Annotated in this window: 14 protein-coding genes and 1 pseudogene; all 15 read right to left on the bottom strand. The window is 58.5% G+C overall.

The window, feature by feature from the left end:
• Window positions 1-626: 626 nt before the first annotated feature.
• Entirely contained in the window at window positions 627-1,481 is an 855-nt protein-coding gene (locus JS541_RS11330; RefSeq protein ID WP_214374613.1) for an HAD family hydrolase, read from the bottom strand.
• Window positions 1,482-1,563: 82 nt separating this feature from the next.
• Window positions 1,564-4,701, bottom strand: a complete 3,138-nt coding sequence (locus JS541_RS11325; RefSeq protein ID WP_214374612.1) for a bifunctional [glutamine synthetase] adenylyltransferase/[glutamine synthetase]-adenylyl-L-tyrosine phosphorylase — start codon at window positions 4,699-4,701, stop codon at window positions 1,564-1,566.
• A gap of 102 nt (window positions 4,702-4,803) precedes the next feature.
• Window positions 4,804-5,649: a methylenetetrahydrofolate reductase [NAD(P)H] gene (gene metF / locus JS541_RS11320; RefSeq protein WP_214374611.1), complete on the bottom strand. Its 846-nt coding sequence runs from the start codon at window positions 5,647-5,649 to the stop codon at window positions 4,804-4,806.
• Window positions 5,650-5,714: 65 nt separating this feature from the next.
• Window positions 5,715-8,018 carry a 5-methyltetrahydropteroyltriglutamate--homocysteine S-methyltransferase gene (metE, locus tag JS541_RS11315; RefSeq protein WP_214374610.1) on the bottom strand — a complete coding sequence of 768 codons (2,304 nt, stop codon included), beginning with the start codon at window positions 8,016-8,018 and terminating at the stop codon, window positions 5,715-5,717.
• A 135-nt stretch (window positions 8,019-8,153) separates the two neighbouring features.
• Window positions 8,154-8,711, bottom strand: coding sequence for a histidine phosphatase family protein (locus tag JS541_RS11310; protein ID WP_214374609.1), 558 nt, complete (start codon window positions 8,709-8,711; stop codon window positions 8,154-8,156).
• A gap of 91 nt (window positions 8,712-8,802) precedes the next feature.
• A complete protein-coding gene (locus JS541_RS11305; RefSeq protein WP_214374608.1) occupies window positions 8,803-9,858 on the bottom strand; it encodes a tRNA (adenine-N1)-methyltransferase in 1,056 nt (351 codons plus the stop codon).
• A 109-nt stretch (window positions 9,859-9,967) separates the two neighbouring features.
• Window positions 9,968-10,627 carry an MIT C-terminal domain-containing protein gene (locus tag JS541_RS14885; RefSeq protein WP_240539347.1) on the bottom strand — a complete coding sequence of 220 codons (660 nt, stop codon included), beginning with the start codon at window positions 10,625-10,627 and terminating at the stop codon, window positions 9,968-9,970.
• 207 nt (window positions 10,628-10,834) lie between these two features.
• Window positions 10,835-12,150, bottom strand: a pseudogene (gene brxL, locus JS541_RS14880) (BREX system Lon protease-like protein BrxL); the annotation flags it as partial.
• 108 nt (window positions 12,151-12,258) lie between these two features.
• Window positions 12,259-14,895 carry a BREX-1 system phosphatase PglZ type A gene (pglZ, locus tag JS541_RS11295; RefSeq protein WP_214374607.1) on the bottom strand — a complete coding sequence of 879 codons (2,637 nt, stop codon included), beginning with the start codon at window positions 14,893-14,895 and terminating at the stop codon, window positions 12,259-12,261.
• A gap of 132 nt (window positions 14,896-15,027) precedes the next feature.
• Entirely contained in the window at window positions 15,028-16,524 is a 1,497-nt protein-coding gene (locus tag JS541_RS11290; protein ID WP_214374606.1) for an ATP-binding protein, read from the bottom strand.
• A gap of 17 nt (window positions 16,525-16,541) precedes the next feature.
• On the bottom strand, window positions 16,542-17,597 hold the full coding sequence (locus JS541_RS11285) for a HEPN-associated N-terminal domain-containing protein (protein ID WP_214374605.1): 1,056 nt from the start codon (window positions 17,595-17,597) through the stop codon (window positions 16,542-16,544).
• 20 nt (window positions 17,598-17,617) lie between these two features.
• Complete coding sequence (locus tag JS541_RS11280) at window positions 17,618-18,628, bottom strand: sce7725 family protein (protein ID WP_214374604.1); 1,011 nt, start codon at window positions 18,626-18,628, stop codon at window positions 17,618-17,620.
• A 24-nt stretch (window positions 18,629-18,652) separates the two neighbouring features.
• A complete protein-coding gene (locus tag JS541_RS11275; protein WP_214374603.1) occupies window positions 18,653-19,330 on the bottom strand; it encodes a sce7726 family protein in 678 nt (225 codons plus the stop codon).
• Between the two features lie 527 nt (window positions 19,331-19,857).
• On the bottom strand, window positions 19,858-23,559 hold the full coding sequence (gene pglX / locus JS541_RS11270) for a BREX-1 system adenine-specific DNA-methyltransferase PglX (protein WP_214374602.1): 3,702 nt from the start codon (window positions 23,557-23,559) through the stop codon (window positions 19,858-19,860).
• 2 nt (window positions 23,560-23,561) lie between these two features.
• Window positions 23,562-24,788 (bottom strand): ATP-binding protein, encoded by a 1,227-nt coding sequence (locus JS541_RS11265; RefSeq protein ID WP_214374601.1) that lies wholly within the window; start codon window positions 24,786-24,788, stop codon window positions 23,562-23,564.
• Window positions 24,789-24,840 lie beyond the last annotated feature (52 nt).

The raw sequence follows: 24,840 nt of genomic DNA, 5'->3' as shown, positions 1-24,840 counted from the left end.
ATCCTGAGCCAGAATCGAACCCTCCACAAAAAAACCTCGTGAAGAGAACCATTGAATGACTCTCAAAACATCAATTGACGGAACATCCTATAAGGAAGGACGTCCACACAAAAACCTCACCCCTCATCAACCACTCTCATGGACTCCCCAAACAGGAAGCGAGGAATGAACTGGCAATCATTGACTATAAAGAAGTAGTACAAACACGCTCTTGAGTTCTCAAACCACCACCACACGACAGACCGGAACCAAACCCCTCCAACCGGAGGAACCCGACCGCTCAGCGGCAGCGAGTGAATAACTTACACCACCCACACCACAAACGCAAACCCAACCCCAAACAACCACCACAAAACCCAACAAACACAACACATCCACCGGCGTGTCGCAAACACCCAAAAAACCACCCACAACCACACCAACCAACCCCACACACCACAACCAACACCACCAAAAAACAACCACCACCGGCGTGTCGCAAGGACAAGATCATTCAAAGTTCCGCCGAACCACTTTCTCAGATGCGCAAAGGGGCGGCTTCCATCGGGAAGCCGCCCCTTCAATCACTGGTCGTGAACTTCGCGCCTCATACAGACATCACTGAATACCGACCATCATCATCCCGACTAGATCAGCCCCAGCATACGGAACGCGTTCGCGATGCCGTCATCATGGATGTCAGTCGTCTGCATATCGCAGAACTCCTCGATCCCGTGCACCGCGTTGCCCATCGCCACGCTCGTGCCGGCCGCCTTGAGCATCGCCGCATCGTTGTCGCTGTCGCCGATCGCGATCGTGTCGGCGATGTCGTAGCCGAGCAGTCGAGCCACGTCACGAACCGCGGTCCCCTTATCCACGCCGTTGATGAGCAGCTCGCCGTTGTTCGGCGAGATCTTGTCGTACGAGCCGTGCACGAGCTGGAACCACGGGCTCATGTCGCGGCGCACGTCCTCGAACGTCACGTCCGGGTTCGGCCCGGAGAAATACGATCCCTTACTGGCACGGATCATGTGGCCGAGCGTGGAGCCTTCCGGCACTTCAATCTCGTCCATCACATGCCAGTAGCGGGCGAACTCGCCGGCGTTCCACACCGAGCCCTTCGTCTCCTGCAGGTGGCGCAGGTAACCGCGTGAAATGTACATGCCGTCCGCGCCCTGCCACTGGTAGTTCTCGATGCCGTGGCGGCGGAAGTACTCGTTCGTCCGGTCGATGTCCTCGGGCGAGACGAAATGCTGGAACAGCACACGGTCGCCGATGTTCGCCTGCGCGCCGGCGACGGAGACGACCCCGTCGAATCCGAGATCGAGAATGCTGTGTTCGATCTTCGGCAGGGAACGGCCGGTGCTGATGAACAGCTTGTGCCCGTTGCGCTGCGCCTGACGGCACGCGTCCTGCGCGGACTGCGGCACGACGTGCCGTTCGTCGGCCAACGTGCCGTCGATGTCGAGGAATACCAGCTTGGGGGTCGCCGTTGCGCTCATCGTAATCTCACCTTTCTTGCAGCGTCATTCATCCTGATCGATCGGACAGAACCCTACCGACCTTACGCGCCCGATCGAACGGTCACCGACCGTAGAACAACCGTTCCGTTACGTCGCGCGCTTTGCGCATGGCCGATAGCAGGTCGTTCTCGAAATGCTGCCCACGGTGCGCGTCATAGCCCAGGTACACGGCGATGCCGCCGAGCGAATAGATGTCGTCCGGCAGGATGTCGGCCTGCGAGACGCGTCCGCTCCATAGGTAGTTGCCGTTGCGCGCGGCGGTGCACATGCGCCACGCCTTGCGCAGCACCATAGCATCGGCCACGCTGACGTACGTCATGTGTTCCAGTTCATCGAGTGTCTCCAGCGTGGAGTTCAGCCGCAATGCGGCGTGGTCGCCGGCGTGACGCAACTGCAGCAGCTGCACGGTCCATTCGATATCCGACAGGCCACCCTTGCCGAGTTTCAAATGCCGGTCGCGCCGCACGCCGCGCGGCAGACGCTCGGCTTCCATGCGGGCCTTAAGCTTGCGGATCTCCCCCAGCTCGGATTCGGTCAGATCGTTGACCGGGTAGCGCAACGGGTCCGCAAGCTCGTGCAGGAAGTCCTCGGCCAGCGCTCGGTCGCCGGCGGCGTACCGTGCGCGCAGCAGCGCCTGATGTTCCCACGTGCTCGCCCACGACGCATAGTATTCGCGGCACGATTCGTAGGATCGCACGAGCGGACCGTTCTTGCCTTCGGGTCGCAGATCCATGTCGAGCTCGATCTTCGGTTCGAGCGTGGTCGGCCCCTGCAGGATCTGGCGCAGCGATTCGCAGACCTTGCGGGCGAACTGGTTGGCGGACTGTTCGTCGAACGCGACGCTTCCGTCGTCATCGCCACTGCCGGCACTGTTCGGCCGGTAGATGATGATCACGTCGGCGTCGGAACTGAAGTTGACCTCACGACCGCCGTACCGGCCCATCGCGATGACCGACATGGCGACCGGCGGCCGGTCTTCCGGTAGACCGAGTTCACGGCACTGGTTACGTATCGCCCAGGTGAGCGAGGCGTCGATGATCGCGTCGTACACGTCGGTCATGCCGTGCAGCGAGTCAGCGTCGTCCATCACGCCGCTCATCCACGCCAGGCCGATACGTTCGATCTCATGACGGCGCATGGCACGCATCGACGTCGCGAAATCGTTGATGTTGCCGGCGTTGCGAGACAGCGACGACGCGCACTGCACGTCGAGACTGTCGCGTGAACGTGCGCGCAGACGCTCGTCGTCGCCCAGCCAGGTGACCGAGACGACGGATTTGTTGAGCGCGTCGCCGAGGAAACGCGAATTGGACAGGATGTGACACAAACGCTGCGCGGCGGAAGTCGAGTCGCGCAGGAAGCCGAGGTATTCGCTGTCGGTGCCGAAGTTCTCCTCGAGCTTGCGCCAACTGAGCAGACCCATGTCGGGGTTCTGGCCTTGGCCGAGCCATTGGAGCACGGCGGGCAGGATGATGCGGTTGATCTTCGCGGCGCGCGAGACGCCGGCGGTCAGCGCGTGGACATGGCGGATGGCCGCATCAGTGTCCGCGAATCCGATGGACGCGAATCGTTCGTGTGCGGCCTGCTCGGACAGGGTGACGCCGTCGCCGTCCGCGGATGCCGCGATCGGCAGCATAGGACGGTAATAGATATCCATGTGCAGGCGGCGGACTTCGCGACGGGTCTCGTCGTATTTGTTGACGAGTTCCTCGGGATGCATGCCGAACGCTCGGGCGAGCCGACGCAGTTCAGGATTCTGATTGAGCGCCTCGTCGCTGATGTCGCGCTTGCGGTCGAGACCGCCGATGCTGCCCTGCCCGAGGTCGGGGAACAGGTGGGTGCGTTTAAGCGCCCACATCTGTTGGCGGTGCTCCATCACACGCTCGAACCGGTAGTCCCACGAAAGCTTCGCGGCCTGCTTGCGCGACACATAACCGCCGTCCGCGAGCCGTTGCAGCGATTCGAGCGTGGACGAAGTGCGCAGGCTTTCGTCGGCGCGGCCGTGCACGAGCTGAAGCATCTGGACGGTGAACTCCACGTCGCGCAGACCTCCGCGGCCGAGTTTGATCTCGCGGTCCTTGAGCGGCGCGGCGATGAGGTCCTCGACACGTTTGCGCATCTTCTGGCAGTCGTATACGAAATTGTCGCGTTTCGACGCCGTCCAGACGAACGGCCGGGTCATGTCCATATATGCCTTGCCGAGATCCTTGTCCCCGGCAACGGGCCGCGCCTTGAGCAACGCCTGGAACTCCCAGTTCTCCGCCCACTGCTCGTAATAGCCCTGATGCGATTCGAGCGTGCGCACCAACGGACCGTCCTTGCCTTCAGGGCGCAGGCCGCCGTCGATCTGCCACAGGGTCGGTTCCGCGACACCCATGATGACGGATTGGCATACGCGTTGCAGCAGTGTACCCATCTTGGTGCCGACGCGGGTGAGCGCCTGATGCCCGGTTTCGGTATCGACCGGTTCGACGACGTAGATCAGATCCACGTCGGATACGTAGTTCAGTTCGCGGGCGCCGAGTTTGCCCATGCCGATGATGGTGAAACGCACGTGCTCGCTGCCATCCACTTCATGCCGGGCGATGGCCAGTGCACCTTCGAGCGCCGCGTCGGCAAGGTCGGACAGTTCCTCGCTGATGCGCGGCTGCAGGGCGATCGGATCGTCGGAGAGCGTGTCCTGCGCGATGATCGCGGCCAGCTGCTTGCGATAGGTGCGTCGCAGCGCGGTGGTCGCATCCGCGAGGCTCAGCGTTGCGACGGGCGCGTTGGAATCGGCGGGATCGGCTCCGACCGCTTCCAGTACGTGGGAACGACGCTGGTCGTGATTGAACAGGTGGGAATTGCAGCCGTCGCTGGCCGCCGCCTCGACCAGATCAAGACGGAATCGCATGAGCTTGCCCATCGCGTCGGACACGCCAAGCACGGCCATGAGTCTGGCGAACGCCTGCTCGTCGGGCAGGATCTCGTCCAACGTGCGCCCTTGACTTTGCAGCGCGTTGATGATGTCGACCAGATTGCCCAATGCCATGTCCGGATCGCAGGCCTTTTCCAGATCGGACAGCAGTTCGCGCAATCGCGGCTCGCCAACCCCGTCAGCGGCGAGCCTGTCGAGCTGTATCCGCGCGGCGTCGAGATCCTGCAATCCGGCATGGATCAGTTCGCGTGCGCCTACTTTGAATTCTCGCGTGGCATCCATACTGTCCCAATGTACTGCATCGTCTGCCTCGGCGCGTGCGATCAGACACGGAAACATCGCGGCAGACGTTGCCGTACTGCGGTTCGGGACAGTCGCCGGCGGCTACTTTGAGAACAGCGTGGACACGTTGTGCCAAATATGCCGTGCGGTGCCGGGGCGGTTCATCGTGTACAGGTGGATGCCGTCCACGTCGTTGGCGACGAGGTTGGTGATCTGCTGGGCGGCGAAGTTGATGCCGGCCGCGCGCAGCGACGGCAGGTCGTCGCCCCACTTGTCGAGCATGGCGGACACGGCCTTGGGGATGCGCGTGTTGTTCTTGGCGGCCATCGACAGGACCGATTTGGCGGAGGTGACCGGCATGATGCCCGCTTCGATCGGCACGGCGATGCCGGCCGCGCGCGCTTTGTCGAGGAAGCGGTAGAAGTCGGCGTTGTCGTAGAACAGCTGGGAGATCAGGTGCGAGGCGCCGGCGTCGACCTTGGTTTTCAGGTGGGCGATGTCGTCGTCCAGGGATTCGGATTCGATGTGGCCTTCCGGATAGCAGGCGGCGTAGATCTTCAAATCCGGCTTGCGGTCGCGGATGTATGCGATCAGGTCGCTGGCGTGCAGGAAGACGTCGACCGGTTCGAGGCCGTCGAGGTGGTCGCCGCGCAGCGCAAGCACGCCGCTGACCTTGGCCTGGGTGAACAGACCGAGCGCGTCGTCGATCTTCGCCTCGTCGGAGTACAGGGCGGTCAGATGCGCGACCGTGGGGATCTGATAATCCTGGCGGATCGTGTTGGCGATGCGCGCGGTGGCGGTGCGATCGGCATGGGTGCCGTGGCCGTAGGTGACTGAGATGAAGTCCGGTTTGAGTCCTTCGAGCCCGTCGAGCGCATCGTAGATCGTGCCGATCGGCGCGTCGCGCTTCGGGGGGAAGACTTCCAGCGAGAACATCGGAGAGTGCATGGTTGATGCTCCTATGAATGAAGAGGCTCCCCTCGTGTGAGGGGAGCCGTTATGCCAGTAAAGACTTAGGCGAGCTTGGCGCGCACGGCCTTGGCGGCCGCGACCAAATGCTCGAGGCTCGGCCAGGTTTCGGCGTTGCCACGGGTCTTCAGACCGCAGTCGGGGTTGATCCACACCTTCTCGACGTCCATCTTCTTGAGGATCTCGTAGATGCGCTCCTCGATTTCGGCCTCGGACGGGATGCGCGGCGAGTGGATGTCGTAGACGCCCGGGCCGGCCTCGGTCTCGAAGTGCGCGTCGTGGATCGCGTCGAGCACGACGAGATCGCCGCGGGACGCCTCGAAGGAGATCACGTCGGCATCCATCGCGTCGATATCACGGATGATGTCGTTGAACTCCGAGTAGCACATGTGCGTGTGGATCTGCGTGGTCGGCTTGACACCGGAGTGCACGAGACGGAAGGCCGGGATGGCCCAGTCAAGGTACTTCTTGTGCCAGTCGGTCTTCCTGAGCGGCAGCTTCTCGCGCAGTGCGGCCTCGTCGATCTGGATGACCTTGATGCCGGCGGCCTCGAGGTCGAGCACTTCGTCGCGGATGGCGAGGGCGAGCTGCTGGGTCTGCTGCTCGTGGGTGATGTCCTCGCGCGGCCAGGACCAGTTGAGGATGGTGACCGGACCGGTGAGCATGCCCTTCATGACATGGTTGGTACGGCTCTGCGCGTACGCGGACCATTCGACGGTGATCGGCTTGGCACGCGAGACGTCGCCCCACACGATCGGAGGCTTGACGCAGCGGGTGCCATAGGACTGCACCCAGGCGTTCTTGGTGAACAGGAAACCGTTGAGGTTCTGGCCGAAGTATTCGACCATGTCGTTGCGCTCGAATTCGCCATGGACGAGCACGTCGAGGCCGATCTCCTCCTGATGCTTGATGCACGCATCGATCTGGCCCTTGATGAACGTGTCGTATTCGTCCTTGGTGATCTCACCCTTGCGGAAGCGCGCACGCTCGGCGCGGATCTCCTTGGTCTGCGGGAAGGAGCCGATCGTGGTGGTCGGCAGCAGCGGCAGGCCGAGTGCCTCGCGCTGTTCCTTCTGACGTTCGGCGCGGGCCGGCTGACGAACGAAATCGGCTTCGGTGAGCTTGGCGATGCGGTCGGCCACGGCCTGATCGGGAGTGACGCGGGTGCCGTCGAACAGCGCCTGATTGGCGGCCAGTTCGGCAGACGCCTTCTTCTCGTCATCGCTCGCGTCGGCCAGCTTGGCGATCTCGACCAGTTCACCGACCTTCTCGACGGCGAACGCGAAATGCTTGAGCACAGCCGGATCGAGCGCGGTCTCGCCTTCGGTGCTGAACGGCACGTGCAGCAGGGAGGAGGCGGTGGACACGGCCACGTTCGGCGTAACCTGCTTGAGCGCGTCGAGCAGTCCGAGGCTCACGGCGTAGTTGTTACGCCAGATGTTGCGGCCGTTGACCACGCCGGCGAAGATCGTCGTCGCGGAGTTCACGCCGTGCTGCTGGACGGCGGCGAGGTTCTCGTCCTTGCCTTCGTTGAGATCGAGGCCGATGCCGTCGAAACCGAGCAGGTTGACGGTCTCGTACACGTCGGCGATGTGGCCGAAGTACGTGTTGAGCAGCACCTTGACCTTGCCGTTGCGGGCGGGCAGGATCTTCGTGTACAGGGTCTTGAACAGTTCGACGTCGCCCGGCTCCTTGTCAAGCACGAGGTACGGCTCGTCGATCTGCACCCATGCGGCGCCGAGCTCGGCGAACTTGGCGAGCACTTCGGCGTACACGGCGGCGACCGCGTTCACGAGGCCCTTGTCGTATTCGATTTCTTCCGCCTGGTCATTGCGGGCGAGCTTGAGGAACGTGTACGGGCCGATGAGCACCGGCTTGGTGAGGATGCCGAGCTCCTTGGCCTCGTTGAACTCGTCGAACGGCTTGGTGCTGTTGAGTTTGATCTCGGTGGACGGCTCGATCTCCGGCACGAGGTAGTGGTAATTGGTGGTGAACCACTTCTTCATCGGCAGGGCGGTCACGTCGCCGTGCTCGCCCTGATAGCCACGGGCCATCGCGAACAGCGTTTCCTCCGGATTGTCGAAGGAAAGACGCTGGTAACGCTGCGGGATCACGTTAAGCAGGATCGCCGTATCCAGCATCTGGTCGTAGTAGCTGAAGTCGTTGCTGGGGATCAGGTCGACGCCGGCGTCGGCCTGCAGCTTCCAGTGCTTGGCTCGCAGCTCCTTGGCGGTGGCGCGAACGTCGTCGAGCGAGGCGGCGCCCTTCCAGTAGCTTTCGATGATCTTCTTCAGTTCGCGGTTCTGGCCGATGCGCGGAAAACCGGAAACGGAAGTCAGTGCGGACATGGTTCCTCCTGAAATCTTACAATTGCAACCCGGCCAACCTATCACAGATCAGCCGGATGTAAGGCATCAAGGGAACTTGGGTGTCGCTATAAGCAAGCCTTATAGCAGTGTCGAGACGGTCGTCGCCGGCCGCGCTCAGTCGAAGTCGTTGGGGGTGATGACGGCGATCAGGTCGGCGTCGTGCAGCTGCCATTGACTGAACGGCTTGTTCGAGCCGAAGACCGCGATGGACGCGGTGGACAGGCCGAGGTTGAGCTGGTCGAGCGTGGCCGGGTCGGAATCATGCGAGGCAAGCCATTGGCTGGCGATCGACATGGTCGGCTCGTGACCGAGCACCATGAGCACGCGATGCTTGTCCTTGGTCTGCACAAGTTCGTCGAGCACGGCCTGGATGCCGCCGTCGTACAGACTTTGCCGATAGTCGACCTTGGGCACGTCGCCGAAGGTTTTGAGCATCTTCGCGCAAGTCTGTTGGGTACGCAACGCGCCGGAGCACGCTATACGGTTGGGCACAAGCCCCAAACCCAGCAGCCCCTTGCCCACGGCCTTGGCCTGCTTGAGTCCCTTGTCGGACAGCGGACGGTCGCGGTCGCCGTATTCGCCGAACGGTTCGGCCTTCGCATGCCTCATGATGATGAGGATATGATCATACGACTTGGCTTTTTTCTCGACCTTGCCCAATTTCACGGCCATGACCGCCCTTTCGGTGAAGCGATAAAACTGCCCCCTATTATGGCCGATGAAAGTGAACTTTCATCCCGCGTGTTGCACGGGATTCACCCGGTTACAGGTGCGAGACCTGCGCGTCCAGATCGCGCAGCACCTTGCGCAACTTGCGGTCTGAGATGTCGCGCAGTTCGAGATCCTCGAGCTGCGCGGCGCGTTCGTCGTCCGTGAGCGAGTCGATGTCGGTGGTCGTGTCCTTGGTGACGCGGTCGCGTTTCTTGAGCGCCGCGAAGCCTTCCGCCATCGCGCGCGAGACGACGAGGAACCCGGTGTGGCCGATCATCTGGTGGTCGGGACGCACGGCCAATCCCTGCGCCTTCCAACTACGTTCCAGCGTCTCCTGAATGTCCGGTTCGGTCCAGCGGCCGGAGTCGCGCAGCGCTTCGACCAGACGCGACATCTGCGTGGTCGTGGTGATGTAGCAGACGAGCACGCCACCGGGGGCGATCACGCGGTACGCCTGTTCGAGCCGGTTCCATGGGTCGAGCATGTCGAGCATGATGCGGTCGTATTCATGTTCCGGCAGACTTGCAGCGACCGAGTCGAAGTCGCCGGTCTTCAGGTCCCACCATGCCGGTTTTTCGCCGTAGTACAGGGTCGCGTTCGCCTCGGCCACGCGCGCGAAGTCGGGGCGCAGCTCGATCGTGGTCAGATGGCCGTTCTCCCCCACCGCATCGAGCAGGTTGACGCTCATAGCGCCCGAACCGGCGCCCGATTCGAGCACGTGCAGACCTTTGCGAATGTCGCCGAGCTGGATGACCTGCGCGATGTCCTTCGGGTACATGATCTGCGCGCCGCGCGGCATCGACAGTACGTAGTCGGCCAGTCGCGGACGCATGACCGCATAGTCCCAGCCGCCGATCGCGCGGGCGGCCTTCCACGGCTTGTTGGCGTCACGTTCAGGATGCACCTGATTGACCTGCGCCTCACGTTTCGCGGTGACGGTGGTCACGACGATGCCTTCCGTACGGCCGATCACATCACCGTGCAGGATCAGGCCATGCTCGGTCTGTGTGGAGCCGCCGGCGACCAGCTGGTCGGTGATCTTCTTGCCCTTGCGATCGGTGAACTGCACCTTCTCGCCGGCGCGCAACGCCCCGCGACGTTCCTGCATGACTGTCTCTCCTTGTGGATCTCTAGTATCCGGTCCCGATATAAAGCGGATACCAGTGTATCCAGTTCCCGGGATCGCGCCGAGCAATCCCAGGAACCGTAATGCCCATTCACTCGTCCCGGTCAGTCCTCTGATAGGTCACGGAGAACTCCTTGGCACGCCGCAACGACTGCTGCCGCGTGAGCGGGTTGAGCCAGTCAAAGCTGTACGGCTGATAGATATCAAGCCCGCGGCCGGGGATGACGCGCCATCCCGTATCGGTGACGATGGAACGGTCGTGTCCGGAGTCGCTGAATTCATATGTGAAAACGATGCCCAGCTCCCCGAACTCGGCCTGCACGGCATTCAGGTCTTCGATCTGCTGATCAAGGAATTGCGGCTCGGTGCGCCCCGTGACCAAGTGCACTTGTACTTCGTCCCCTCGATCGGTGTAGTTAAGCACGGTTTCCAGGAATTCGGCAAGATTGCGAATCTGATAGGGCATCCGGATGTACTGGTCCTTCAGCGTGATGCGCTTTGCGCCGGCCACATACGCGCCGAACAGTTTGTTGTACGTGATGCCCCGTTGGTTTTCGGCAAATTCAAGATGGCCCTCACGGGCCGCTGCGGCGGCGCGTTCGATGCGCGACAAAACAGACTTCTTCACCGCAGTCACGGACTGTATGGAGGAATCTCCCGTGGGCTGGGTTTGGCCATCCGTTGCGGATGGAATCGACTTGGCGTCCACGCCGTTGGTGACGGGATCGGCAACGGCGACTGTCACTGGCATGCCCGGCATCGCGGTATTCTCCACAGCCGCAACGTCGTCACGCCCGTTCCCGTCCCGCCAATACAGCTCCGGGTAGTCGTCCTCTTCGAGCGTATGCACGGCGACGGGTTCCGTGGAGCCGGCACGGATGTAGCTGAAGTCGACCTCGGCCATCGTCGAGTCGATGCGGCACAGCTGGTCCTTGACGCGTTTGCGTCCTTCGATGGCGCAGCGCAGCAACGGTTCCATCTCGCTCATCGTCGCATCGCCGGACGGGTAGATGAGTTTCATCAGTCCGGAGAAGGTCTTGCGCACGCCGTCCTTGTCTCGCGTGGACAGCGACGGCGAAAGCGTGAAGTACCGCTCGAATGCAGACCCGTAGTCTACATTGCGCAAGTTGTGCAGGATCTCGGCCAGATAATCGACCACGAACCCATAACCGGAGGTGAACATCTCGCTGCGGATCTGCTCGAACTCCCAGCCGGGCAGATAGTAGTGGTGCGGTCAAGGAAGGCCGGGTCATGGTATTGGGCGGGCAGTTCCTCGAACAGGTCGGTGTTCTTGAGCATGTACGGCACGTTGTGCGACGTGTTGCCCACGAACACCATGGACGCCTCCGCCTGCATGGTGTTGCGGCCGCGCGAGAACGACTTGTTCGCCATGTAGTTCTTCATGATGTCCACGAGCGCGCGATCGGCCTTCTTGGTTTTGCCGGCGAACTCGTCGAACGCGACCGTGTCCCAGAACCCGACCAGACCGATCTGCCCGGTCGTGTTGTTGACGAACAGTTTCGCCGCGGTCACCTCGCCGCCGGAGATGAGCATGCCGTGCGGCGAGAACTCGGAGTAGATGTGCGACTTGCCGGTGCCTTTCGGCCCGAGTTCGATCAGATTGTAGTTGCGTTCCACGAACGGGATCATGCGCACCAGATGCAGCAGTTTGGCGCGATCCGAGAACTGCGACGGGTTGAATCCGACCGACTGCATCAGCAGGTCGATCCATTCGTCGGCCGTGAACCGCGAGCGCATCGCGAAATAGTTTTCTCGGTCGTCGTGCGACATCTGCACGGGCATGAGCCGGTGCAGCCGCCACGGCACGTCCTTGGGGTCGCCCGAGTAGGCGTAGACCAGCGTGCACATGCACCAGATGCCGGTGACCATGAGCTTGGGATTGTTCCGAACGGTTTGCGAGTCGACGACGACCCGACTGATGCCGAGGTTTTCGAATGTGGCCTCGTACTGGTCGAGTTTTTCGTTGAGTGCGACCTGCACTTTGTCGATGACCTGATAGCGGCCTTTTTCGCGGATCTTCGACTGGATGAGGTTGGCTTCCTCGCGATGCACGTAGTTGTCCGCGAGGATGGCCCGCACCCGTTCCACGCCGGCCTGCACGCTGTTCGCATCGGTGGTGGTCGCGTATTTGCCGAGCAGATACTCCAACACGTACGAGGGAACGAGCGCGTTGCCTTTAACTTTGCTGACAAGATCCTTGCGCACCGTGTATCCGGAGAATTCGGCGGTCACTTTGCGGTCCAGTTCGCTCATCGGAGGAACGCTGCCTTGTTCGGCCGGCGTGTTGTCCGCCGCATGCTCTTCGTTGGTCATGGTTCCTACCTTACCTGTCTGTCGTTGCTCAAGTTGTCTGGCCTCGTGTCAGAAGTCGAAACCGTCGTCGATCACGAGTCCGCGTTGGAGCCGGTATTCCGCCTTGGTGTCGAGTCTGCGCGTCTGGTTGGAGCCGGCAATCCGCTCGCTCAATCGCAGTTCGATGACGGTGTTGTTGAACCGGTCCGCGTCCGTGGTCAGCAGGAATGTGGCCGGGACGTGGCGTTCGGCCGGATCTTTGGATGTGGATGCGAAGGCGAGCGGCACTTCGTTGGAGATCAGCGTGGCGTGGCCGTTTGATTCCACGCCCCATAGTCCGGCGAGCACGGTGCGTTCGGATATCTTGCCTCCCACCGGTTCGGTCTGCAGGAAGTCGACGGTGATCTGTCCGGTGGTGATGCGGTCGGTGTTCTGCAGGATGCGGAATTCCACCTGGCGTGCGTCGCCGGAGGCTGAACGGCCTTTGTTGATGTGTACGACCGGCACCACGATTTCCGGCAGTGCGGCGCCGCCGTGCGCGTATCGTGCGCCGTCGCCTTGGATGCGCAGCCGATGGATGCCGTTGGGAGTCTGTATGGTCACGTGCTCGTCGCTCGGGTCGGCCAGTCCGACCTGTGCGGCGGCGAACGTGACGAACGCGGGTTTGTTCGCAAGGTTGGAGCCGATGACGAACCGCCGCTTCTTCTGCCAGATCACGTCGCCGGATGGGGTTTCGCTCAGCCATTCGGCATCGGTCACGTCATGGTCTTGGTAGAGGAAGCCGTGGTCGGCGGTGACGATCATGTTGGTCACGTTTGCGTTGGCCAGTCGCTTGACGATGCCGTCCAGATCATCGAGCGCGCGCTCGCATGCGCCGAATACGTCCGACGCGCTTGCGGCCTTGTCTCCGGTCGCGTCGATGACGTTGTGGTAGACGTAGAGCACGTTGCAGGATTTGACCAGTTCGCGGTATTCGTCCCGTTTCATGTTCATCAGCGTTTCCGCGTCCACTGCGGTGCCGTTCACTGCGGAAAGGATCGAGTCCCGCGCGGCCGTGCCCTTGGTGGATTGGCCGTCCGCGAGCACGGAGTAGTGGTCCGCCGGGTCCAATGCGAGCGTCGTGTGCGGCAGCAGCGCGGCCATGCCCAGTTGCGTGTATGAGGGCAGCACGCCCAGTTGCGCGTCCATCGTGGCGTTCCAGCGGCTTTGCGAGCCCAGCCGTTCGCGGAATTCCGCGGCCACGTCATAGCGTAGCGCGTCGGAGATGATGACGGCGATCTTCTTGCCGGCGTCGGTCGTTTTCTTGACATTACGCGTGTAGAAGTCGGTTTGCGGGGGGACATCGTCGATCGACCAGTCGGTCATCGTGTTGACCTGCGTCTGCCATGCCATGCCGAGATCGGCCTGATAACGCGCGTATTCCTGTTCGAGGCTTTCCGCGACCATTCTGCCGCTGAACGGCCGGCTGCTCGCTTTCCATGCGGCGACGAACCGACGGTAACAGCCGTCGACGCGACACAAGTCGTCGGCGTAGATCCTGAATCCGGCTTGCGCTGACGTGATGGACGCCATGACGGGCCGGGCCGTGCGCAGTTGCGCCCGCAATGCGCTGGCGGCGGCGATGACGGCATAATCCTTGGCGAAATCATCATGCCAGAGGCCGTATTGGCGGGATGCGACGATGCGTTGCACGTCATCGTCGGTGATGCTCTCGTTGCCGAGGTCCGCGTACAGCAGTTCCACGAGCTGCTCGTCGACTTCGCGGAAAACGCCGCGCGACGTCAGTTCGTCCAATTCCATACGGGCGATGTCGTGGTCAATCGACAGGTCGGAGAACACGTCCTCGGCCAGGGCCCGCATCACCGGCGCGAACCGTGGATCGTTGCGCCACATGTCGAAGTCGCGGCGGATGTTCGCATAGTAGTCGGCGCCATGCTCGGCGTCGCTGAATCCGTTCCATGCCAAGCGGAACAGCCAGAGCACGAAGTCCTTCACCGTGGGATGCGCCAATGACCGGTCCGCGTCGAACCGGTAGATGCCGCGTGTGCCGGTCCAGTGGTAGTCGAGCAGTCCCATCGTTTCGATGCGTTCGATGCCGTCCGTGTCACCTTGCGCGTATTGTTCGAGCAGTTTGCGCCAGATCGATTGCAGACTGTGCTCCCCCGCCGGCAAGCTCAAGAGCACGGCGATCATCTTCGCCTGGAAATCACGTTCGTCATCGTTGGCTCGCAAACGGCTTGCCAACGATTCGACCAGTTCGTCGTCCTCGAAGAACGGTTTGGTGCGCTGCATGATGGCGAGCCACGTATCGCGAGTGACGGCGGACGTTTCGCGCGGGAACAGTTCATGGACGATCATCGACAGCTTGTCGGCGGTGAACAGTGGTCCGTATGCCAGTTCGAGATCCAACAGCCAGTTGTCTTCGTCTTTGGGCAGTTTGCCGGTCAGATACACGAGGAACTTCGCGGTCGGTTGTTCGATGAGCATGCGATGCTTCAACGCGAACGGATTGCGTTCCAGACGCACGATTTGAACATCGCGCAACGTCTCGTCGGCAGCATCCGACCCGGCGATGTCGGTCAGCTGGTCCTCGAACTCGCCACGCTCGTCATACCAGAACACGATGCGCCCGGCGCTGTACGGTGTCCCGTCGAATACCGCGAACCGGGACGCCAGCAATCGTCCGATCTGCATGCCGCTGCTCATGCGGGGTCCTTTCGTTGTTATGATCGAGTGTCGAGTATGGTCGACACTGTACTGGGTTGTACACGAAGGTTTCGAATATAGTCGAAACTCCATTGGCTTTTCTTGAGATGTGTCGAGTATGGTCGACACATCTCAATCACGATTCTCGTTCGCCGTAGTCGTCTCAGCCAGTACATATCGCGTGGAGCGTGCAGCACCGATACGATGCAGTATTCCGCGGTTCACTAGGCCAGCGAGAATCTTCTGGGTCTGACGTTCCTGAAGATTCAACACATTCTTCGCTACCGCGGATGTGATTCCGCCGTTGGCTTGCGCATAGTGGATCACTGCGCGTTCATCATCGGTCAGGCCGGTAGTATCCCGCACCGTTTCGGTAGTATCCCGCACTCCAGACGCAGTATCCCGCACCGTTTCGGTAGTATCCCGCACTCCAGACGCAGTATCTGATGCTAGAGCATCAACTTGACGGTAAATGTTGATACGTAGGTCGGTATCGCCGCCGAGGAATTCCGGTTCGCGCAGACCGGCCTCGCGCACTTCTTCGATGATGCGAGGGACGCCGCTGCCCCAGTGTTCGATGAGCCGCATGTAGGAGAAGGCCGCCGCCAATGCCTCGTTGCGGATCTTCGAATAGCCCTCCTTCATGCGTGCGATGGTCTGGCCCATCGGGAGCCGCCCGGGAGATGTGATTTCGAGCCGGTCGTCGTAGATCGCGATCTGGATGCTGGAGTGGTCGATGTAGCTGCGGTGCACGACGGCGTTGACGATGAGTTCGCGAATCGCGTCCGGCGGAATCTCGTACACATCCTGCCGGTACACACCCTCGAACCGCGCACCCATATGGATGTTGCGCAGCACGTACTGGTACGCCTGTTCGACGAGTTCCCACGGCGCGCCGGTGAATTCGCGACGGTCAACAAACACGGCTTTGGTGGAGCCTTTGAACACGCCGCATTGCACGATGGAACGCACCGGACTGTTGATGCCGGACAGAATCGCATACGCGTTCGTTGGCTTAAGCTCGCCATCACGTTCAACCAGGACGCCCCATGAGAGCAACTGCTTGGCGGTCACCGGCTTGATCGAGTCGACATCATGCTTTGCGTTGGTCTTGGCGACATCGGTCATTGCTTCGCATAACTTGTCGACGTCTTCGTCGGTTGCTTCCAGTCCGAGGCATACGGTTTGGTCGAAGCTGCGATTGCTGCCTTCGAACAGCAGTTCTTTGATGGTCGCCGCGTCGGCTTGCCTCGTGGTGCCGGCGACGCGTACGAAAGTACCTTGGTCTCGCCCCATCGACTTGATGTAGTACGGCCGTTGCGCGCCCGGTAGGATTTCGGCGACGATCACCGTCTTGCCGCCGATGTCACGCATGAAAATATCCGGAATGATCAACGGTTCGCAACTATCGGCGATGGCATTGGAGATGGCGTCCATGATGGTGAACACTTGATCATCTGGCACGCCGACCACGTTCAGCGTCTGATCCTCGACGCCGAAGACGATTCGACCACCCTCGCCGTTGGCAAACGCCACCGCCGTCTTCACATACTTGATGCTCCGATCCGGCAACGCCACCTTATACTCAACGTTCTTGGATTCGCCGGATATCAGATCATTGACGAGCATGCTCTCCTCCAAATTCATCAATCCACGACATCGTACGTTATTTCACTTACCCGTTTGGTATACGTTGTATCGCAGGTGTATTCTTCCGGGGCGAACAGGCATAGGTTCACGCCGTTTTTCTTCAACGTGCTACTGTACATCACGCCGTCATATGGCCCGCCCTGCTCTTCACCAAGGCTTTTGATGAATTCGGCGATGTATTGCGAGGGAATATATTCAAGAGGGTTATCACCTCTGCGCATCGGCCTGGCAATATCTCGGGCCATGCCGTCCAATATTTCTAGGTTCACCGCAAAAAGCGGCAGGTCTTCGGCATCTATGTCAAAGGGACTGATCTCAGAGATTTTTGATAGGTCGGCGACCGTGATCGTTTTGTTCAAAGTGAACTTTCCGAACGTCACGTAATCGTGCATGCCCGCACGAATCTCATGCAGAGCGGTATCGTCGGCCAGATCATCCTCACCTACGGTGGTATAGAGTTCGCTGATGCCAACCGGATTGATACGACCATTCCCAGCCAGACCCGCAGGAGGAGCGCCCATATCACGACCAGGAGCATACCCTTTCGCGTCTGATGCGATACGTGCTCGCGTAAGTACAGTGCCGGATTTGCAGATGGTTCGCGTGCAACTGATGAGTTTTGCCAATTCATCGGTATTGATGAAAGACACGAAAAAACGATTCTGGTATTTCAGATGATTGGCAAATTTCTCCCAATCATGTTCCGGGATTGCATTGGCTTCAGAAGTCTTCAGATGAACGTCACCAGTCAGTAACGATTCCATGTCGTAGCCTGCGAAGGTATCATCCGAGGTCTCCCGGTACATGGCGTCCAGCAACTTCGCAGTCGTCTTTTCCGACAGATTGAGTAAATGCCATCTGCTGGTTAATTCATATACCATTGAATGTCCCATATGGCCGACCGATGAGTCGGCAGTCTCATACAATCCCATGATGGCAAGCATCGAATCTTGCAGGCTGTTATTTCTTGCAAAGTCGTAGACAAAGGCATCGGCCATTCCGCAGAAATCGCAATCACCTTTGATATTCAGGCTTTCGATTCGGTCACGCAAGACATGATCCCGGAAACAGTTCACGCAGCATCGCATTGTAGATCCGGCCTTTCCGAGAAGAACCAACCCATAAGTTCGAGATGGTGCATGATGGACAGCTTCTTGATAGTCGGCAATCCTGGATAGGTACCGGTCTCGGCATGGTTGATAAGCGTTCGCATACCTATGGTCATATGCTCGCTACTAAGTCCATCACGCTCATCATGCCAAGCACTCAGTTTCTCAACAGCTTGAATGAATTTAGCTGGCGTTTCATGAACATCATCACTGGCATAGGAAACAAAATGATGGATGCGCAGATTCCAGTGCTCATCGAAATAGACGATATGCACTGCGACTGCTTTGGGCATGCCACCACGTTCATCGTAATTGTCTCCGACGATGGAATAGTCGCCAAACCCCTCGTATTGTCCTTCATCCTTGTACCACAAATGATCATCCGAGAAAAATTCATCTCGACAATCATCGTCATCATAGGCGGCATTATTCTCACGCTTAATGAAAGGGTCTGAGAACAGAATGCGCTTAGCACTGATGTCATTCCGCTTTAAGTCTCGCCGCAACTGCATACTGTCGGATGATGCGATGGCATGAAACTTGAATTCCTTCAAGTTACGAATACGTCCCCGATCATTTTCAGACACAAATACGATACCGCTTTCTTCCATCAACGTTGCGTCGGTCTGTTCGACTCTATTCGCGACCGTCATGGCATCATTGTTCAAAAGGATCGCAGGGACTATACGTCCGGATTCCCCAATGAGAGGAAGCGTTTGGCTGTTGCCGTATATGTCGAACCGGCTATCAAGATCGGTGTCTGCCGTCAGATCCCCCACATCGGGATTCAGCACAACGCCTAAGGCGCCATTTTCGCGCTCGCGGAAGATCTTCATCGTTTGCCGAAGCTGTGGAGTGTCTTTCACCGGCTCGATGATAGGGGTTACTTGTACGGGAAGTTTGCCTGCCATCAGTAGTTCTCGAAGCGCAAGTAACTCGTACTGTCTCGCTCTGAGATACGGGTAGTATGTCATCCCCAACCCCCTTGTTGCCAATGGTTACGCCGGGAGAGTCTTTGCTCCCGGCACTTTCTCCACCCTATCGTAGGCGAAGTACAGGGAGATGCGCTGCTCCTCTGGAAACTGTTCCAATTCCTCGCGAGTCCAAACCTTGCGTTGTTTAATCGCGTTCATGACCAACGACTGTGCCTTGAGTACAGGAAGCCGGAGAAACATGTCGCGGCAAGCACCATAGAACATAGCCGGGGAAACGTCAGGCAATGCACCGAATTCAGATCGTAGAATCTTCGAGTACTCAGGCTTGCGCAGTACCTTTAACAGCTCAATTTTGCTGAGATCGTCATTGTACTCAACTGGTTTCTTTACACATTTGAGTGCATTACGGTTCGTCAGCGTATAAATGCCGACATGCCGGCCGAATTCAGGCATAGCGGCAAGGCGATCCCGCAAACAAGCGAGCTTTTTTTCAGGAATGACCACATTTGCGTAGGAGAATACCTTGAAGTAATCCTTAAGCTGCCCCTCAAGCCGCTCGAAAGTATCGAGATCAGATTTAATTTCGTATACAGTTCCATGTCCGTTGATGATTACCGTGTCCGCTACGGAGTTGGCGACTCGCATCTGTCGAAAAGCCTTCGACGTCCTCAAACTATGCGAATGCAGCAGCAACCGATACGCCACCACATCCTGATAAAACGATTCGTTTCTTTCTTTCATGGGAATCTCACAAAACTGCTCACGCAATGATCCTGAGACTTTGTCGTGTTTTGATTTTATCGCCCGTTCCTAGTGATACTGACATACGAAGCGTTTGCCGAGAACCCTTCTTGCCGGCAGCGATTTTTTCTGCAGTTTCCATTAACACATACCAAGACTCAGATTCTCCGGCAGGAAGTCGATAAGGCAGAGACGGCCCCAAAGCATCACCTATAGGAACGAATGAATGCATTCCTGCTATTAAACAATATCTATCCACTCTCACAGTAGCTCTGCCAATATTTGTTACAGAAATGCCTATAACTTCGGGGCCAACTATTCCCTGATCTCGTAGGTATTGAATATCCTGTCTCTTGCCGAATCTGTTAACAGGCCCAACATATGCGCCGCTCCCCTGTAATACACCATGCAACAGGCGGACTCGAACACGTCTACCATCGTATGCCCATGACACAATCTGCCACGTAAGAGACACTAACGCTATGCCGAAGCTTAATACAGATAATACTTCGCTTAACATGACAACATCAACTCTCTAACGGATGGGTGGGCCAGGTCCAGGATTGGACGGTGGAGCGTTTTTTCTCGATTGAGGGGATGGTACGGAGGGCGGGGCCTAGGCGCAGGTAGTTGACGAGGACGCCGTCATCGAGGTCGACGGGGAGGTTGCGGGTGGCGAGCGGATACAGCACATCGCGCTCGTAGTCGGTGCATTCCTTGATGGCGGTGCGCAACTTTTCACCCTTGCGCACTTCGGCAGGCTTGCCGGAGGCGAGTAAAGCTTCGGATTGAGCGTTGAGCTTGGCGGTGAACTCGCGCAGGTACTTCAACACCGTGTTCGTGGTGGCGGGCGTGTACCGGTGCAGATAGACGAGCGCCTTGAACGTGCCCTTCTTGTCGGTGCGGCTGGAGTACATCCAGTAGATCGGACGGTTCTTGTACATGCTCACGTGATCGTCGTAGAAGTCGGAGGCGAAGTACTTGCGCAGCGGCTTACCAAGTACCTGTTCAATGTAAGCGATGTTCTCGTTCAGATGCCGTTCGCCGCATGCCACGCTCAGGAAGTCACGGAATCGGGCGACGATATCGTCCTCGAACCATTCGTCGTCGGTCACAGGAATCACGTTGTCCACATCCGGCTCGAACGTGGGATTCGGGATTTGCGCGTGATAGTCGTCGATGGTTTCGCCTTGGGAGGCGAGAATCAGGCCCGGCTTGTCGAGCGAGTAGCGTCCGAACATGCAGCCGACCGCATAGGAGATGATCTCCTTGACAATGTCGCGGGTCATGAGTTCGTCGCGTTCGGCAGGCTTGTTCTTCGGGTATGCAAACGCCGGATTGCGTTTCAGCGAGACGCGCTCGATCGGCACATCGCACGGCACCTCGCTTCGCACGCCGTAGGCGTCCGCCACCAGCTCGTTGTTCTTGATTTCACGCTGACGCTGTTCTTCAACGATGGTTTTGCAGTGGACGATATATGCGTGGATGATGTTAGATAGTGCAGCTTCGTCAGAGTCCTTCAGAACATCCAATCCAGCAAACTCCCACGAAGTTTCATAGGAGTTCCAGTCGACAAGGGATGCAGATATCAGCAAAGAGACTAAATTGCCAATTCGTTCATCAAACATCTTAGAAGACATAGGGTATGTCGCAACTTGTCCAACTTGAAAATCCAGAGTCGGAGAAATGGCTTTTGCAATCTCATTGCCGATAGAACTATTAAGAAATGCCAAAAGTGAAAATAGCAAATCTTTGTTTGCAAAAAAAGCAGGGGCAACTTCATTAAAAATACTGCCAAAAGGTACATAGCGCATTGAAAACTGCCCACTCGTGATTTTTGACCAAGAAGCAGACTCCTTAAAATAGCAATCTTGATTTCGTGGATATGATGCAAGTTGGCCACGCTCATTTGTATAAGCCTTTATTCCCACACCATTATGGAACCAATTCACCACATAATCGTTGTTACCGTACCATTTGCGGAACTCTCCACCTTTATTATGTGGGAACCACATGCATCTCGATCTATTCGCAAATTCACTATTGGGCGCAGTAAAACATGTATTCGTTTGGGAGACCTCCCACCAATACCGCATAAAACGGTCTTTGTTCCCAGTTCCTAAACCTTTCTTAGGCTCGACAACATCATCAATCGGGTTCCCCTCCGCGAAAACGCGACGCATGGCATCAGAGAGCCAATACACAATTGGTGAGCCGGGAATCTGGGCGAAATCCTGCTGGTTGACGGTGAACATGAGATCATCATGCTCGCCCCGCACAGCACCAGTACATATGTTGGACTGATTGTCATCTCCATTCACATCAACCAAACGCAAGTACTTGCCTTTGCCATTGGCCTGACTCTTGTGAATCGTGAATGCCGTGGTGGAAACAACCTCGCCGCCGATGCTGTCGAAGGCTCCGGCACCGAGGTGTGCCATCGTTTCGACGGTGTTCTTCGCAAGCAGGTTTTTGCGCAGTTCCTCGAATGAGGAGAGGAACATCCAGCTCTGCATAGTGATCATACCGAGCAGGGCGTTCGGCTGGATGAGTCGCAGGTTACGCAGGATGAACGCGGCGAAGAGGTCCGCTTTCCCGTCCTTGTAGTGGTCGGTTACGTACTTCTTCAACTCATTGCCCATGTTGCCGGAACCCATGTAGGGCGGGTTGGCGACGACCGCAGCGTATTGGCGGGTGAGGTAGCGGGTTTGGGTGAGGACGGTTTTGGAGCGTTCCTCAAGGTCTGGCGCGAGTAGGGTGTACGCTCCCTCAGTCTCGCTGTGCTCGACAGCTCCCTCAGCCGAGGGAGCCGAGGCTACCGCCAGCTTTTTGAGGTCTGATGGGGGTTGGATGAGGGAGCCGTAGATGTCGGCGTGTTGGTAGGTGTTCCAGGTGTCGGCGTCGAAGGTGACGTTGTACAGGTCGTTGAGTTCTTCGACTTCGGTGTCGGTGAAGTATTCGGGTGTGATGCGCTGGATGTTGGGTTGCACCTGCTTGCGGAAGAATCGGCGGTAGCGGCCGCGGGCCTTCATGGTCAGGGCGAAGGCTGCGAGGTTGGCGGCGCGTTCGTCGATCTCCATGCCGAATAGGTTGTGCTCGAGAATCAGGCCCGGGATCTCGTTGGCGGAGTAGCCGGCTTCGTCGTAGATGTCGTAGAGCAGGTCGAAGGCGTAGGTGAGCATGTGGCCGGAGCCGCAGGCGGGGTCGCAGACGGTCAATTCCTCCGGGGTGGCGATATGGAGGGTGGATTGGGGCTTGAGGACCCCCTCCGTCAGCTTTGCTGACACCTCCCCCTCCCGGGGGGAGGAAAGGCCGACGCCATCAGATGCGCCGGGAGTGCCTTCAGTGGCGGGAACTTCGGGAATGTAGTACTCCCAGGACTTCCAGAGTTGGGATTCGGGATGGGATTGGGTCCAGAGGCGGCCGACGGTGTTCTGGACCAAATACCGCACGATCCAGTCGGGGGTGAACAGCTGGGTGGCGGCGGGGATTTCGGCGGCACCGGCCTTCTTGCTCTTCTTGAAGCCGGCCATCACCTCATCCTTGCGTTCTGCGATGTAGAACTGGTACAGCCAGCCGATGATCTCGACATTGCCTTGCCCCTCGTCGCCCACGCAATCGGCAACGGTCATCACTTCCGCGACCTTGCGCAGCACGGAATCGGACGCGAGCAGATCGGCCGGCATCAGAATCTCATCCGCCGCACCGGCATCATCGAACATGAACGGCAAAAACCTATGCCAATAATCACAGTACGCACGCAACAACAGACCATACGCCTCACCCTGCGGATCGTTGCTGGTTTTGCTGCCATCCAACAGTGCGGTGATCGTGGGCACCAGCTTGGCTTTGACACCAACGTTCGAGCCGAACACGTCCTCGTCGAATTCGCCGCGCTTGGCCGCGGACAATACGGCCGGCAAGGCGTTCGGATTGTCCGCGTCCTCGCCGGACACCACATGCGGGCTGGTGAAGTCGTTCGCATCCATGTACCGCAGGGCGATGATCCGGTTGAACCACCGGTAGGCGTGCCGTTCCGCGGTTCTGGCACGCCCCTGCTCGCCGCCGCCGTTGCCGAGAATCTCATCCTGCAGCTTTGCGAACGCGCGCGGATTGTCCACACTCGCCGCCGAATCCGGCTCCATCGCCGCATCCAGCTTGGCCCGCACCGCCTTCATCAGCTCCATGCGCGCCCCGGCCGCAAAAGCCTGCAACTTACTCGTGTTCATGCTCACTGCTCCTCTCCATCGTCAAGCAGCCAATCCAATGCGTATATCTGTTGAATCCCTTCATGGGAAACCGGACGTTCATCATCCAGTGTGATCAGCATCTTCGGATAATTATCCCGTACCGCACGCAGCGACGACAACTCACGCTCCAATGTATCCGGATCATGCACGGATTCGCTCACTTGGTAATAGCGCGGGCCGTCGGCACCATGGGTGATGAAATCAATCTCACCACCCGCGCTCTGACCGACATACACATCACCTTCCCTGCGCATCAACTCGAAAAACACCACATTCTCCAGAAGACGACCAGTGTCGCGCACCTTGTTGGAACACAACATGCGACGCATGCCTAGATCTACGGCATAATACTTACGCTCCTGCCGCAGAGCACGCTTGCCTTTGACGTCATATCGCTGCACCGGATAGAAGATGAATGCCGCCGCAAGTCCTTCCACATAGTTGGACACCGTAGGCGGCGATATCTTCGTGCCCATCGAGGTCATGGCATCCGCGATGGACTTGGGATTCACGAGATTGCCGACATCGTCGAACAGATAGCGGGTCACCGTTTCCAGCGCCGCAATGTTGGAGACGCCCAATCGTGCGGCTACATCCTTGAACAACACGGTGTTGAGTATGCCGTCAAGGTAATCGTGCAGCATCGTTTCGTTGCCGGAAAAGCCCACCGTGGCGGGAAGCGCACCATCATGCAGGTATTCGGACCATGCGCGCCGCATGGTCGTCCTTGTGTCGGATTGCGCACTCCAGTATTCAGCAAACGAAAGGGGCGTCATGGCGATCTCTACGTATCTGCCGGATATCAAGGTTGCCAGCGTTCCGGATAACAGCATGGCATTTGATCCGGTGACATACAGATCGATGCCGCCCTTGGCCTGCAAGCTGTCAAGCGTTTTCTGAAAGTCCGGCACATTCTGGATTTCGTCGATCAGCACATAACGCGTTCCCTCTCCTTCGCCGCAACGGCGGAGAATTTCCTCATACAGGCGGCGGTACTCGAGAAACGGTTCATTCTCCAACAGTTCGAGGTTGATGTGGACGATAGCCTCCGGCGCAACGCCATACCGTTCAACCAGACGTTGTTTCCAAAGCGTCATCAACGTCGACTTGCCGCATCGGCGCACGCCGGTGATTACCTTGACTACGTCATGGTCTTTCCACATGTCGAGTTTGCGCAGGTACTTCGGTCGGTCGATCATCCACACCATCCCTCATTGAAAACGTATTTTCAATACTATCAGTTTTTGCGTGGATTTAAAA

Origin of the sequence: Bifidobacterium sp. SO1, from assembly GCF_018555335.1 — a bacterium.
GTDB lineage: Bacteria > Actinomycetota > Actinomycetes > Actinomycetales > Bifidobacteriaceae > Bifidobacterium > Bifidobacterium simiiventris.
This window is presented reverse-complemented; position numbering and strand designations above follow the sequence as displayed.

Coding starts and splice junctions, on each gene's coding strand:
- JS541_RS11330 (WP_214374613.1), bottom strand. CDS start 1,481: ATGAGCGCAACGGCGACCCCCAAGCTGGTATTCCTCGACATCGACGGC.
- JS541_RS11325 (WP_214374612.1), bottom strand. CDS start 4,701: ATGGATGCCACGCGAGAATTCAAAGTAGGCGCACGCGAACTGATCCAT.
- metF (WP_214374611.1), bottom strand. CDS start 5,649: ATGCACTCTCCGATGTTCTCGCTGGAAGTCTTCCCCCCGAAGCGCGAC.
- metE (WP_214374610.1), bottom strand. CDS start 8,018: ATGTCCGCACTGACTTCCGTTTCCGGTTTTCCGCGCATCGGCCAGAAC.
- JS541_RS11310 (WP_214374609.1), bottom strand. CDS start 8,711: ATGGCCGTGAAATTGGGCAAGGTCGAGAAAAAAGCCAAGTCGTATGAT.
- JS541_RS11305 (WP_214374608.1), bottom strand. CDS start 9,858: ATGCAGGAACGTCGCGGGGCGTTGCGCGCCGGCGAGAAGGTGCAGTTC.
- JS541_RS14885 (WP_240539347.1), bottom strand. CDS start 10,627: ATGCCAGTGACAGTCGCCGTTGCCGATCCCGTCACCAACGGCGTGGAC.
- pglZ (WP_214374607.1), bottom strand. CDS start 14,895: ATGAGCAGCGGCATGCAGATCGGACGATTGCTGGCGTCCCGGTTCGCG.
- JS541_RS11290 (WP_214374606.1), bottom strand. CDS start 16,524: ATGCTCGTCAATGATCTGATATCCGGCGAATCCAAGAACGTTGAGTAT.
- JS541_RS11280 (WP_214374604.1), bottom strand. CDS start 18,628: ATGACATACTACCCGTATCTCAGAGCGAGACAGTACGAGTTACTTGCG.
- JS541_RS11275 (WP_214374603.1), bottom strand. CDS start 19,330: ATGAAAGAAAGAAACGAATCGTTTTATCAGGATGTGGTGGCGTATCGG.
- pglX (WP_214374602.1), bottom strand. CDS start 23,559: ATGAACACGAGTAAGTTGCAGGCTTTTGCGGCCGGGGCGCGCATGGAG.
- JS541_RS11265 (WP_214374601.1), bottom strand. CDS start 24,788: ATGGTGTGGATGATCGACCGACCGAAGTACCTGCGCAAACTCGACATG.